Genomic DNA, 13090 nt, shown 5'->3' on the forward strand with positions numbered 1-13090 from the left:
GGAGGATAAGTTATTTTTTTATATATTTGTAGCGCCTACCTGTTTATGGCAATCGATTGATTACGTGGGTATTGGACTTAAAAAGGCATCTGATTTACCAAGATGACATGACTGATTACTAACCAAAAGAACCGATTTGTGGATCACAAAAGAATTTTATTATCAATCCTAATAATCCTACTGGCACTGCCTTTAATTGCGCAGCAGCAGAAAGGAAAGGCTTCTTATTACTCGAAAAAGGCCACCGGAGCAAGAACAGCCAGCGGTGAACGATTACATCATGACAGTATGACTTGTGCACATCGCACCTATCCTTTCGGCACATTATTAAAGGTAACAAATCCTAACAACGGGAATAGTGTGGTCGTAAAGGTAACTGATCGCGGCCCTTTCGGTCGCGGACGCATCATTGATCTATCGTATGGTGCAGCCAAGGAACTTGGCATATTGGCTTGCGGAGTGGCTACAGTTGTTGTGGAGAAAGTAGGAAAAGGAGTTCCTTATCTTGAGGAAGACAGCATCAGGTTGCCCCAGATTGACTTTGAAGTGGTTGCGAACCACTACAATATCATTGATGATTGGAAGAACAGAGACGGCGTTGTTGACAAGAAAATGATGCATAATGCAAAGAATATCGCTACGACACGCAAACGACAACAAGCGAAAAAGCCTAACAAACAGACTGAAGACATGCAAAAGGACAATAAGACTTCGCCTGCAAAAAAGGAGAAAGAAAACAGGTGGAACAATGTTTTTGAAAGATTGAAAGGGCTGTTCTGAAAGATAAAGAACCCACCCCAACCCTCCCGAAGGGAGGGAGTTCAAACGTGCGGGCTATCGCAGAGCAGACATTTTATAGACTTATTGATAAAGTTCAACAGATATTACAGTTCCTGTCTTTTATGAGGTCATGCATCAAAACAGTTTAGAAAGGCCTCTTCATAAAGCTTATTGTTGGGCATAACTACATTAGTTTCAATTCCAATAAGAGTGCAATCATTACCCTTCATAAAGCCTATTGCAAGGCAAAACTACATTAAATTCAATTCCAACAAGAGTGCAATCACAACCCTTCATAAAGCCTATTGCAAGGCAAAACTACATTAGTTTCAATTCCAACAAGAGTGCAATCATAACCCTTCATAAAGCCTATTGTAGGGCATAACTATATTAATTTCAATTCCAACAAGAGTGCAATCATAACTCTTCATAAAGCTTATTGCAGGGCAAAGCTCCCTCCCTTCGGGAGGGTTGGGGTGGGTATTCATTCTACTTCTTCGTTGGAATATTAAACTCTGTAACCTTTGATATGGCCTTGTTTCCTTGGAGCACAGAAACACAAATCTTAGCATTTCCATCTTTCAGGCGCCTATCCGCCTTGACAAGTGCTGTGTAGCGAATACCTTTCCCTGGTTCTATTTTCTCAATATGATGCTTGGAGAAACAAAGAGATGACGATTTCCATTTGCCACAAGCACGACAGGTTGAACATCATAGAGTGGTCGGTCACCACGGTTCATGACTTCAAAAATCACTTTGGAAAGTTCACCTCGCTCTATGATTCCATTACCATTTTCATCGAGAAAACGAGCATTACGGATTTCAATATTTGGCGTATACACTAATCCCTCGGCTATATTCTCCACACTACTTGCCGTCGGCATCTTTGTCGTTGCCGTACTTGTTGACGCATCAGTCTGGTAATCCTTACCATTAAAGTCATAGATGCGGTCATCTCCGGAGTTGGTTTCATCATAGCCACTATCTGTAGACGGTGCTTCCTGATAGCTGCTGACATCACTATTCTGCTGGCGTTCACGCATCTTACGCTCATAGTTTCGCTTTGCACGGTCATACTGATACTCCTCCATTTCGGCTGCACGGCGCTGATCAGCAGCCTGCCCTATTGCAGCGCCTATAGCCGCACCGCCTGCCATTCCGATAATTGTTCCAAAATCAGAACCACGTGGTCCGTCTGCAATTCCCCCGATAGCACTACCCAAAATGGAACCCAAGGAAGAACCCATGTAGGCACCAGAACCTGTATAAGTGTCACAACTACTGAACAATAAAGTTGCACATGCTGCATATACCACCAACTTCTTCATATCCAAATCATTATTTGTTACATTGCAAAGATAAAAATTAAAAACCTTAAACACAAGGATATTTTCCCTAAAAGAAGTGGGATTTTCCCTAAAAAACAATACACCACACACTCTTTTACAAAGCATGTTTTACCACATAAAAGAAGAAACCACAAGAATACTCCCTACATTTTCTCACGAAACAATACATTAGCGACAATATAATTGCTATCTTTGTGATAACTAACAAATAAAAAATGAGGAAAAAGACTAATAATTTTTGGCCCTTAATCATTGAATGGATAGATGATTTCCAGGCAGCAAACAAAGATTACATCGACAAGCATATCACAGACTTTCTTGGGGAAATAGATAGAAAAGAATGGGTTGAGATATCACTTGCACTCGGAGCACGCTGTCAAGAATATATTGAGAAAAAAGGATATCAAACGCTCATTTACAATGGTTTCGCCATGAAAGACAGAAGGAAACCATTTATTCCCAATAGTCTATCATTAAAGGAACTTGATAAATATACTCCGCCTTTCATCATACTTGCTAAGAACACAATAGAAATACAGCAAGCATATCTGAGGGCAGATGAACTCGGTAAGAAACTGCAAAAACGGGCTTATTACTGGCAATATAAAGATGACAATGTGTATTCTACAAATGTATATATAGCCCAACAAGAAAAAGAAGGCATATAAAAAGCGCAGTGAAATCAATCACTGCGCTTTCTTTATAGATTTGAATTTTAATCGTGAGATTACTCTGCTTTAGCTTCCTCAGTTGCAGGAGCCTCTGTGGTCGGAGTCTCAGCAGCAGCTTCAGCCTTAGTAGCTTTACGGCTACGACGAGTCTTCTTGGCAGCCTTAGGAGCTTTTGCCATATTATCATCGAAGTCAACAAGCTCGATGAAAGCAATTTCAGCAGCATCACCCTGACGGGTACCCAATTTGATTACACGAGTGTAACCACCTGGACGATCAGCCACCTTAGCAGCAACCGTGCTGAAGAGTTCCTTGATAGCCTCTTTCTTCTGAAGATAACGGAAAACTACACGACGTGAGTTTGTGGTATCTTCTTTAGACCGAGTGATCAAAGGTTCTACATACTTCTTCAAGGCTTTTGCCTTTGCAAGGGTCGTAGTGATTCTTTTGTGCATGATCAATGACACTGCCATGTTAGCAAGCATAGCGTCACGATGAGATGCAGTACGACCCAGATGGTTGAATTTTTTATTATGTCTCATTTTTTATTCTTTACGTTTAAGCGGAAAGGAGTAAGTTATTTACTCTCTATCCAATTTATACTTTGAAATGTCGGTTCCAAACGACAGATTCAGACTTTCGAGCAAATCATCAAGCTCAGAAAGCGATTTCTTACCGAAGTTGCGGAACTTCAAGAGGTCAGTCTTGTTGTACTGAACGAGATCACCAAGGGTCTCAACATCAGCAGCTTTCAGACAGTTGAGTGCACGAACACTGAGATTCATGTCAACCAACTTAGTCTTGAGCAATTGACGCATGTGGAGTACTTCCTCATCAAATTCCTGGTTGCCGTCCTGGTCTGGTGACTCAAGAGTAATCTTCTCATCAGAGAAGAGCATGAAATGATAGATGAGTATCTTTGCTGCTTCCTTCAGTGCATCCTTCGGGTGAATGGAACCATCCGTTGAAACTTCAATAACCAATTTGTCATAGTCGGTTTTCTGCTCGACACGATATGGCTCAACTGAATATTTCACATTACGGATAGGGGTGTAGATAGAATCGATTGGAATAACGTTGACATCAGTGCAGAACTCACGGTTTTCATCAGCCGGAACATAGCCACGACCTTTGTTGATAGTGAGATCTATCTGCATTGAAGCTTTGGCATCTAAATGACAAATCACCAAATCAGGGTTTAACACTTCAAATCCAGTCAGATATTTACCAATATCACCTGCTTTGAATTCTGTTGAATTCTCTACAGTGATACTAACTTTCTCGTTCTCGAATTCTTCTACTACTTGCTTGAATCTTACTTGTTTCAAATTCAAGATAATATTGGTTACATCTTCCTTTACACCAGGAACTGAAGAGAATTCATGCTCAACACCTGCAATACGGATGGTGTTGATAGCATATCCCTCCAATGATGAAAGAAGAATGCGTCGCAAAGCATTACCGATGGTAACACCAAAGCCTGGCTCAAGTGGACGGAATTCGAACTTGCCGAACTTCTCACTGGCCTCCAACATTACAACTTTATCAGGTTTTTGAAATGCTAATATCGCCATTAATTCAATGATTTATTTAGAGTACAACTCAACGATTAACTGTTCCTTAATATTCTCTGGGATGTCAGCACGCTCTGGCTTGTGCAAGAACTTACCGCACTTAGAATTGTCGTCCCATTCAATCCAAGGATACTTGCTGTGGTTGAAACCTGCAAGTGCAGCTTCTATCACCTCGAGAGACTTAGACTTCTCACGAACAGCAATCACCATACCAGGCTTAACAGCAAAAGATGGGATGTTTACTACTTTACCGTCAACAGTGATGTGCTTGTGACCTACAAGCTGACGTGCAGCAGCACGAGTAGGAGCAATACCAAGACGGAATACTACGTTGTCAAGACGACATTCGAGATTCTGAAGGAGAACCTCACCGGTAATACCATCAGCCTTTGCTGCCTTCTCAAACATATTACGGAACTGACGCTCGAGCACACCATAAGTGTACTTAGCTTTCTGCTTCTCTGCCAACATGACACCGTACTCAGACATCTTTCTACGACGGTTGTTGCCATGCTGTCCAGGAGGGAAGTTTCTCTTGGACAAAACTTTGTCAGCACCGAAGATGGGTTCTCCAAATCGGCGTGCAATTTTAGATTTCGGACCTATATATCTTGCCATAATATAAAATATGTGCTAAATTAAAATATGATTGTATAGTTGGATTAAACCTTACGACGCTTAGGAGGACGGCAACCGTTGTGTGGCAACGGAGTAACGTCAATGATTTCAGTAACCTGAATACCTGCAGCATTTACGGCACGGATTGCAGATTCACGACCGTTACCAGGCCCCTTCACGTAAGCCTTAACCTTACGCAGACCAAGCTCGAAAGCGATCTTAGCACAATCTTCACCAGCCATCTGAGCAGCATACGGTGTGTTCTTCTTAGAACCACGGAAGCCCATCTTACCAGCTGAAGACCAAGAGATAACCTGACCCTCGCTGTTAGCCAAAGATACAATGATATTATTGAATGAACTATGAACGTGAAGCTGACCAATAGCGTCTACTCTTACGTTTCTCTTCTTAGATGTTGCTTTTGTCTTTGCCATAATTAATTTCCATTAAAATTACTTAGTAGCCTTCTTCTTATTAGCAACAGTCTTCTTCTTACCCTTGCGAGTACGAGCATTGTTCTTAGTGCTCTGACCGCGAACAGGAAGACCATTACGATGTCTAACGCCACGATAGCAACCAATATCCATCAGTCGCTTAATGTTCATTTGGATCTCAGAACGAAGATCACCTTCTACCTTGAACTCAGCGCCGATAATTTCACGGATCTTGGCAGCCTGATCGTCAGTCCATTCGCTGACCTTCAGGTCACGGTTTACACCGGCCTTATCCAATATCTTTGCTGAACTACTTCGACCTATACCATAGATATAAGTCAATGCGATTTCGCCACGCTTATTCTGGGGCAAATCTACTCCAACAATTCTTATTGCCATTTTTTAATTTGAATAAAAAATTTAATAAATAAAATCTGTCTCTCGTCAAAGAACGTGCAAAGTTAAAAATAAATATTGATTTATTTCAACGTTTACGATACTTTAACATTAACCCTGACGCAATTTAAACTTAGGGTTCTTCTTGTTGATAACGAACAGACGACCTTTACGACGAACAATCTTGCAGTCTGCTGTACGCTTCTTTAATGATGCTCTTGTTTTCATATCAATGTGTATATGAGGTAATTATTTGTATCTGAAAACGATTCTGCCTTTAGTCAGATCATAGGGACTCATCTCTACCTTCACTTTATCACCAGGTAGTATCTTGATGTAATGCATACGCATTTTACCAGAAATGTGAGCAACAATCTGAACTCCATTTTCAAGTTCTACACGGAACATTGCATTTGACAGACTCTCAACAATTGTTCCATCCTGCTCGATGGCGGATTGCTTTGCCATAAACTATTTTCTTACTTAATGATTTTCTATTTCTTCAAACGTTGATAAAATCTCTGCCTTTCCTTTTCGAATTGCGATAGTATGCTCGAAATGAGCAGCAGGCTTACGGTCACGAGTAACGATGCTCCATTTATCGGATAACATCCAAATATTGCGCTCGCCCATCGTAATCATAGGTTCAATGGCTATACACATACCAGCTTTCAACATAACGCCATTGCCACGAACCCCGTAATTGGGAATCTGAGGTGCTTCATGCATCTCCTTGCCAATGCCATGACCGGTTAATTCTCTGACGACACCGTAACCAAAGCTTTCGCAATAGTCTTGAACAGCAGCACCTATATCTCCGACATGTTTCCCTGCAACAGCCTGCTCTATACCCTTATACAAGGACTCTTTTGTAACATCAAGCAATTGCCTGACCTCGGGTGAGACTTCACCTACTGCAAATGTATAACAGGAGTCTCCGTTATAACCATCGAGAAGAGTGCCACAATCAATAGAGATAATATCTCCTTCTTTCAGTACAACCTTGTCACTTGGAATTCCATGAACGACAACGTCATTAACGGAAGTACAGATTGAAGCCGGGAAAGGCCCTCCAAAAGGATTAGGGAAGTTCTTGAATGTAGGCGTTGCGCCATGATCTCTGATAAACTCCTCTGCAATTTTATCCAGTTGAAGGGTCGTCACCCCTGGCTGTATATGTTTGCCTAACTCTGCAAGTGTAGCGCCAACAAGTTGGTTCGCCTTGCGCATCAAGCTTATTTCATCTTCTGTCTTCAGAAATATCTTCATTCGATTGACTCTGATTAATAGGCTGAGACACCACCGTTACGTGTATGACCAGAGTTCAGAAGTCCATCGTAATGACGCATCATCAAATGACTCTCTATCTGCTGGAGTGTATCAATGACCACACCAACAAGAATCAACAATGATGTACCACCAAAGAACTGTGAAAAGCCCTGCTGCACATTCAGAAGTCCAGCGAGAGCAGGCATTATAGCGATAAACGCAATAAACAAAGAACCTGGGAAAGTAATTCGAGACATAATGGTGTCGATATACTCAGCCGTATCCTTACCGGGTTTTACTCCTGGAATGAAACCGTTATTGCGTTTCATGTCTTCTGCCATCTGAGTTGCATTCAGAGTGATGGCTGTATAGAAGTATGTGAATGCTATAATCAAAACGACATAAATCACATTATACAGTACACTGCGGTTGTCCATCAAAGAACGGACTACCCACGATGCATTTTCACTCTGATACTGAACGATTACCAATGGAATGAACATCAGTGCCTGGGCAAAGATGATAGGCATCACATTAGCTGCGAACAACTTCAATGGGATATACTGACGAGCACCACCGTACTGCTTGTTGCCAACTATACGCTTAGCATACTGAACAGGCACCTTACGTGTTCCCTGCACCAAAAGAATTGATGCACACACTACAGCATACAGGATGAGTATCTCAACGATGAACATCACAATACCACCACCGGAGATAGCTGTGAAACGAGAGGTTACCTCCTGAATGAATGCCTGTGGCAGACGTGCAATGATACCAATCATAATAATCAGAGAGATACCATTTCCAACACCTTTGTCCGTAATACGCTCACCGAGCCACAGAATAAACATACTGCCCGCTGCGAGGATAATTGTTGCAGGAATAATGAAGACTGTCCAAGAGACACCGCTGGCCAAAGCCTGACCAGCCTGTGTCTTCAGATTCATGAGGTAAGCCGGTGCCTGGAAAACCAAGATAGCAATCGTAAGCAGACGGGTGTACCAGTTTATCTTCTTTCTTCCGCTTTCACCCTCACGCTGCATCTTTTGGAAATAAGGCACAGCAACAGCGAGGAGTTGCATAACGATAGAAGCTGAGATGTAAGGCATAATTCCAAGTGCAAAGATAGATGCATTGGAAAAAGCTCCACCAGAGAACATGTCCAGAAGCGACATCAAGCCGCCTGCGGTCTGCGACTGAAGCGTTTCCAACTTAGCCGGGTTAATACCAGGAAGTACGACAAACGATCCAAAACGGTAGATTGCCGTAAAGAGTATCGTTATCAGTAATCGCTGACGCAAGTCCTCGACCTTCCAACAGTTCTTTAGTGTCTCAATAAACTTTTTCATTTACTTAGATTATAGTTGCGTTACCACCTACTGCCTTGATAGCTTCTTCGGCAGACTTAGAGAATGCATTTGCTTCAACATCAAGTTTTGCTTTCAACTTGCCATTGCCGAGAACTTTAACAAGTTCCTTACCATTGGTAAGACCTGCATCCTTCAACTCTGCAACGCCAATCTTCGTAAGGCTCTTTGCCTCTGCAAGTTTCTGAAGTGTTGAAAGGTTAACAACGAAGTATTCCTTATGGTTGATATTCTTGAAACCAGCCTTCGGCACACGACGCTGAAGTGGCATCTGACCACCTTCAAAACCAATCTTTTTCTTATAACCAGAACGAGCCTTAGCACCCTTGTGACCACGGGTAGAAGTACCACCGAGTCCAGAACCTGGACCACGACCGATACGACGACGTGAATGGGTAGAGCCTGCAGCTGGTTTCAAATTATTTAATTTCATAATCGATTCGATATTAAAAGATTAATTATTCAACTACGTTTACCAGATGATGAACCTTACGGATCATACCACGAACGCTAGGAGTATCTTCAACTTCAACAACCTGAGAAATCTTACGAAGTCCCAAGGCAAGAAGCGTACGCTTCTGATCAACCGGATAACCGATTTTACTCTTTACCTGTTTGATTTTAATTGTTGCCATTCTTAATTCTCCTATTAACCGTTAAATACTTTGTCCATACTGATACCACGCTCACCTGCAATCGTGTAAGCATCACGCATCTGAGTAAGTGCAGAGATTGTAGCCTTCACGAGGTTATGAGGGTTGGAAGAGCCCTTAGACTTTGCAATCACGTCGGTAACACCAACACTCTCAAGAACTGCACGCATAGCACCACCGGCCTTCAGACCAGTACCGGCTGCAGCAGGCTTCAGGAGCACCTGGGCACCACCGAATGAGACTTCAACTTCATGAGGTACTGTACCTTTCAATACAGGCACCTTAACGAGGTTCTTCTTTGCAGACTCAACGCCTTTTGAGATAGCTGTTGTTACCTCACCGGCCTTACCAAGACCCCAGCCGATAACACCCTTGCCATCACCTACAACGACGATAGCAGCGAATGTGAATGTACGACCACCTTTTGTAACCTTGGTCACACGGTTGATAGCAACCAGACGATCTTTCAGTTCTACGTCACTATTTACTTTTACTTTATTCATTGCCATAATCGTTTAGAATTTAAGTCCACTTTCTCTGGCTGCATCGGCAAGCGCCTGCACACGGCCATGATAGAGATATCCGTTACGGTCGAATACGACTGCTTCGATGCCAGCGGCCTTTGCCTTTTCAGCAACAAGTGCACCGACTTTCTTTGCCTGTTCAATCTTAGCCAGTTTCTCAAGGCCAAGCGAAGAAGCTGAAGCGAGCGTCTTACCTGTCAAATCATTAATTACCTGAGCATAGATCTGCTTGTTAGAGCGGAAAACACTAAGACGTGGACGCTCAGCCGTTCCATTTACACTCTTGCGAATGCGGAACTTTATCTTAATTCGTCTTTCTACTTTCTTTGTTGTCATAATCGTAAAATCAATTAAAATTACTTAGCTGCAGCGGTCTTACCAGACTTTCTGCGAATAACCTCACCCTGGAACAGGATACCCTTTCCTTTGTAAGGTTCAGGCATACGGAAAGAACGAATTTTAGCACAGATGAGACCAAGCAACTGCTTGTCGCAAGACTCGAGCGTAAGAATTGGGTTCTGATTTCTTTCTGACTTCGACTCCACCTTGACTTCTTTTGGAAGTTCCATAAAGATAGGGTGAGTATAGCCGAGTGAGAATTCAATGAGATTACCTTGGTTAGAAACACGATAACCTACACCTACGAGTTCGAGCACCTTCTTATAGCCCTCACTTACACCGACAACCATATTGTTTACCAATGAACGATAAAGACCATGGAAAGCCTGCTTCTGCTTTACATTTACAGGACTGTTTTCATCAACGGTGAAAGTAATCTGACCATCTGCAATCTCCATCTTGATGGATGGATCAACAAACTGAGAGAGTTCACCCTTAGGGCCTTTGACTGTAACTACATTTGTCTTTTCATCGAAGTTGACATTAACTCCTGATGGAATACTAATTGGCAATTTACCTATTCTTGACATATTAAAATCCTCCAATTAATAAATGTAGCAAAGAACCTCACCACCAATCTTCAAAGCGGTGGCTTCCTTGTCTGTCATTACACCTTGGGATGTAGATAAGATTGCGATACCTAATCCGTTAATTACTCTCGGCATGTCCTTGTAACCGGTGTACTTTCGGAGACCTGGTGTAGACACACGCTTCAAACTCTTGATAGCACTCTGCTTTGTTGAAGGATTGTACTTCAGTGCGACCTTGATTGAACCCTGGGGACCATCTTCAACGAACTTGTAGTTCAGAATGTATCCCTTCTCGAAGAGGATCTTAGTAATCTCTTTCTTCAAGTTAGACGCAGGAACTTCAACTACACGGTGATGAGCCATGATTGCATTTCTGAGTCTTGTCAGATAATCTGCTATTGGATCTGTCATAAAATATAAATGTTTAATTAATCGGGACTACCCCGACAATATTAAAAAAATAATCCGTTTGAAAAACGATTGAAGTAAAGTGAGTGATATTCTCTGTCAAGACAACTGCTGTCAGATGAATTTCCAATCTGCATCAGGTTACGGTGTGATTTGCATCAGATCAGCGTGTAATATGAGTCATTTCACCACGCAAGATGCGTCAGATTGCAAAGCATTGTGCAACAGTCTGTCTGTCAACACAAAAGACATCAATCACTTTCTTGAATATCGATTTTACCAGCTTGCCTTCTTCACTCCGGGAATCAAACCTGCTGATGCCATCTCACGGAACTGGATACGAGAGAGACCGAACTGGCGGATATACCCTTTAGGACGGCCTGTAATCTTGCAACGGTTGTGGAGACGGATAGGGTTAGCATTCTTTGGAATGGCCTGGAGTTTACGAGCTGCCTCGTAAGCTTCAGCAGGATCCTCAGAAGTAGCGATGATCTTTTTCAGAGCTGCGCGCTTTTCAGCGTAACGAGCAACAAGCTTTGCACGCTTAATTTCGCGGGCTTTCATTGATTCTTTTGCCATATTCCTTAATCGTTTTTAGCGTTCTTGAATGGAAGACCGAAAGCCTTGAGCAGCGCAAGACCTTCTTCGTCAGTCGCAGCTGAAGTTACGAAGGTGATGTTCATACCCTGGATGCGGTCGATCTCATCGATATTAATCTCTGGGAAGATAATCTGCTCGGTAATACCCAAAGTGTAGTTACCGCGGCCATCGAGCTTGGTAGCGATACCCTTGAAGTCACGGATACGTGGAAGAGAAACGCGGATGAGCTTCTCAAGGAACTCATACATGCGCTCACCACGCAATGTCACCATAACACCGATTGGCATCTTCTTACGAAGCTTGAAGTTTGCAATATCCTTCTTAGAATAGGTTGCAACAGCCTTCTGACCAGTGATTGCTGTGATTTCATTAACTGCTACGTCAACAATCTTCTTGTCCTGTGTAGCATCGCCGAGACCCTGATTAATCACAATCTTCTTCAAGACAGGAACCTGCATTGCCGAAGAATAGTTGAACTGCTTCTGAAGTGCAGGAGCAATGGTCTCCTTATATACTTTCTTTAACTGTGCTGTATCCATTACTTAATTTCCTCCCCTGACTTTTTAGCGATACGAATCACGTTCTTGCCTTCATGCTTGATGGCAACACGAGTGGCTTTACCACTCTTGGGATCGATCAGACTCAGATTTGAAATATGAATAGAAGCCTCCTGCTTTACGATGCCTCCCTGGGGGTTCTTAGCTGAAGGCTTGGTGCTCTTTGAAACGAGGTTTACTCCCTCTACGATAGCACGGTTCTTGCTAACCAACACCTTGAGCACTTTACCAGTCTTGCCCTTGTCGCTTCCGGCAAGAACAACAACTTTGTCGTCTTTTCTTATATGTAACTTACTCATTACTTACTTGTTTTATGATTAATTAAAGAACCTCTGGTGCCAAAGAAACAACCTTCATATTCACAGTGCGAAGCTCACGTGCAACAGGGCCGAAGATACGGCTTCCACGAAGTTCTCCTGCATTGTTGAGCAACACACAAGCGTTGTCGTCGAAACGGATGTAAGAACCATCGGCACGACGGATTTCTTTCTTTGTGCGAACGATCAAAGCCTTTGATACTGCACCCTTTTTCAAATCACTTGATGGGATGACGTTCTGGACAGCTACCACAATAACGTCACCGACACTGGCATAACGACGGCGGGTACCACCAAGAACACGGATACATTTAGCCTCACGTGCGCCGCTGTTATCACATACTGTAAGTTTTGATTCTGCCTGTATCATAATTACTTAGCTTTTTCAACAATTTGTACTAATCTCCATCTCTTTGTCTTAGACAGAGGACGAGTTTCTATGATCTGCACTGTATCACCTACATTTGCCTCATTCTTCTCGTCATGAGCATGGTATTTCTTTGTCTTCTGAACAAACTTACCATAAATAGGGTGCTTCTCTTTGAACTTAGATGCAATAACAATGGTTTTATCCATTTTGTTGCTGATGACAACACCCTGTCTTACTTTTCTTAAATTTCTTGTTTCCATCTGGACCATTA

At 42.5% G+C, this 13090-nt stretch carries 22 protein-coding genes and 1 pseudogene; 2 read left to right on the forward strand and 21 right to left on the reverse strand.

Annotation, left to right across the window (positions count from 1 at the left end; all coding sequences use genetic code 11):
* Positions 1-138 precede the first annotated feature (138 nt).
* On the forward strand, positions 139-780 hold the full coding sequence (locus EL210_RS11810; protein WP_004371760.1) for a septal ring lytic transglycosylase RlpA family protein: 642 nt from the start codon (positions 139-141) through the stop codon (positions 778-780).
* Between the two features lie 489 nt (positions 781-1269).
* On the opposite strand, the pseudogene EL210_RS11815 reads toward EL210_RS11810, so the two are convergent.
* Positions 1270-2108: pseudogene (locus EL210_RS11815) on the reverse strand (hypothetical protein).
* 236 nt (positions 2109-2344) lie between these two features.
* Between EL210_RS11815 and EL210_RS11820 the strand changes: the two are divergent.
* A complete protein-coding gene (locus tag EL210_RS11820; RefSeq protein WP_018920498.1) occupies positions 2345-2797 on the forward strand; it encodes a hypothetical protein in 453 nt (150 codons plus the stop codon).
* Between the two features lie 59 nt (positions 2798-2856).
* On the opposite strand, the gene rplQ is transcribed toward EL210_RS11820, so the two are convergent.
* The 20 genes from rplQ to rpsQ form a co-directional block, all read right to left on the reverse strand.
* A complete protein-coding gene (gene rplQ / locus EL210_RS11825; RefSeq protein WP_018920499.1) occupies positions 2857-3342 on the reverse strand; it encodes a 50S ribosomal protein L17 in 486 nt (161 codons plus the stop codon).
* A 39-nt stretch (positions 3343-3381) separates the two neighbouring features.
* The gene (locus EL210_RS11830; RefSeq protein ID WP_004371763.1) at positions 3382-4374 is read right to left on the reverse strand and encodes a DNA-directed RNA polymerase subunit alpha; all 993 of its coding nucleotides are present in this window, start codon (positions 4372-4374) and stop codon (positions 3382-3384) included.
* A gap of 12 nt (positions 4375-4386) precedes the next feature.
* Positions 4387-4992: a 30S ribosomal protein S4 gene (rpsD, locus tag EL210_RS11835; protein WP_004371764.1), complete on the reverse strand. Its 606-nt coding sequence runs from the start codon at positions 4990-4992 to the stop codon at positions 4387-4389.
* Between the two features lie 44 nt (positions 4993-5036).
* Positions 5037-5426 (reverse strand): 30S ribosomal protein S11, encoded by a 390-nt coding sequence (gene rpsK / locus EL210_RS11840; RefSeq protein WP_004371765.1) that lies wholly within the window; start codon positions 5424-5426, stop codon positions 5037-5039.
* An 18-nt stretch (positions 5427-5444) separates the two neighbouring features.
* The gene (gene rpsM / locus EL210_RS11845; protein WP_004371766.1) at positions 5445-5825 is read right to left on the reverse strand and encodes a 30S ribosomal protein S13; all 381 of its coding nucleotides are present in this window, start codon (positions 5823-5825) and stop codon (positions 5445-5447) included.
* Between the two features lie 108 nt (positions 5826-5933).
* Positions 5934-6050 carry a 50S ribosomal protein L36 gene (gene rpmJ, locus EL210_RS11850; RefSeq protein WP_004335771.1) on the reverse strand — a complete coding sequence of 39 codons (117 nt, stop codon included), beginning with the start codon at positions 6048-6050 and terminating at the stop codon, positions 5934-5936.
* A gap of 21 nt (positions 6051-6071) precedes the next feature.
* The gene (gene infA / locus EL210_RS11855) at positions 6072-6290 is read right to left on the reverse strand and encodes a translation initiation factor IF-1 (protein WP_004371767.1); all 219 of its coding nucleotides are present in this window, start codon (positions 6288-6290) and stop codon (positions 6072-6074) included.
* A 15-nt stretch (positions 6291-6305) separates the two neighbouring features.
* Positions 6306-7091 (reverse strand): type I methionyl aminopeptidase, encoded by a 786-nt coding sequence (map, locus tag EL210_RS11860; protein ID WP_018920501.1) that lies wholly within the window; start codon positions 7089-7091, stop codon positions 6306-6308.
* 14 nt (positions 7092-7105) lie between these two features.
* Positions 7106-8443, reverse strand: a complete 1338-nt coding sequence (gene secY, locus EL210_RS11865; protein WP_004371769.1) for a preprotein translocase subunit SecY — start codon at positions 8441-8443, stop codon at positions 7106-7108.
* Between the two features lie 4 nt (positions 8444-8447).
* Entirely contained in the window at positions 8448-8894 is a 447-nt protein-coding gene (gene rplO, locus EL210_RS11870; RefSeq protein ID WP_004371770.1) for a 50S ribosomal protein L15, read from the reverse strand.
* A gap of 25 nt (positions 8895-8919) precedes the next feature.
* Positions 8920-9096 (reverse strand): 50S ribosomal protein L30, encoded by a 177-nt coding sequence (gene rpmD / locus EL210_RS11875; RefSeq protein ID WP_004371771.1) that lies wholly within the window; start codon positions 9094-9096, stop codon positions 8920-8922.
* A 14-nt stretch (positions 9097-9110) separates the two neighbouring features.
* Positions 9111-9623 (reverse strand): 30S ribosomal protein S5, encoded by a 513-nt coding sequence (rpsE, locus tag EL210_RS11880; protein WP_004371772.1) that lies wholly within the window; start codon positions 9621-9623, stop codon positions 9111-9113.
* A gap of 6 nt (positions 9624-9629) precedes the next feature.
* Positions 9630-9974, reverse strand: coding sequence for a 50S ribosomal protein L18 (gene rplR, locus EL210_RS11885; protein WP_018920502.1), 345 nt, complete (start codon positions 9972-9974; stop codon positions 9630-9632).
* A 20-nt stretch (positions 9975-9994) separates the two neighbouring features.
* On the reverse strand, positions 9995-10567 hold the full coding sequence (gene rplF / locus EL210_RS11890; RefSeq protein ID WP_004376953.1) for a 50S ribosomal protein L6: 573 nt from the start codon (positions 10565-10567) through the stop codon (positions 9995-9997).
* A gap of 15 nt (positions 10568-10582) precedes the next feature.
* Positions 10583-10978, reverse strand: a complete 396-nt coding sequence (rpsH, locus tag EL210_RS11895) for a 30S ribosomal protein S8 (protein WP_004371775.1) — start codon at positions 10976-10978, stop codon at positions 10583-10585.
* 273 nt (positions 10979-11251) lie between these two features.
* Positions 11252-11554 (reverse strand): 30S ribosomal protein S14, encoded by a 303-nt coding sequence (gene rpsN, locus EL210_RS11900; protein WP_004371776.1) that lies wholly within the window; start codon positions 11552-11554, stop codon positions 11252-11254.
* A gap of 5 nt (positions 11555-11559) precedes the next feature.
* On the reverse strand, positions 11560-12114 hold the full coding sequence (gene rplE, locus EL210_RS11905) for a 50S ribosomal protein L5 (protein ID WP_004371777.1): 555 nt from the start codon (positions 12112-12114) through the stop codon (positions 11560-11562).
* Positions 12114-12431: a 50S ribosomal protein L24 gene (rplX, locus tag EL210_RS11910; protein ID WP_004371778.1), complete on the reverse strand. Its 318-nt coding sequence runs from the start codon at positions 12429-12431 to the stop codon at positions 12114-12116. Before rplX ends, rplE begins: the two co-directional genes overlap by 1 nt.
* A 22-nt stretch (positions 12432-12453) precedes the next feature.
* Positions 12454-12819, reverse strand: coding sequence for a 50S ribosomal protein L14 (gene rplN / locus EL210_RS11915; RefSeq protein ID WP_004371779.1), 366 nt, complete (start codon positions 12817-12819; stop codon positions 12454-12456).
* A 2-nt stretch (positions 12820-12821) separates the two neighbouring features.
* On the reverse strand, positions 12822-13088 hold the full coding sequence (gene rpsQ, locus EL210_RS11920) for a 30S ribosomal protein S17 (protein ID WP_004371780.1): 267 nt from the start codon (positions 13086-13088) through the stop codon (positions 12822-12824).
* Positions 13089-13090 lie beyond the last annotated feature (2 nt).

The organism is Segatella oris (assembly GCF_900637655.1).
GTDB lineage: Bacteria > Bacteroidota > Bacteroidia > Bacteroidales > Bacteroidaceae > Prevotella > Prevotella oris.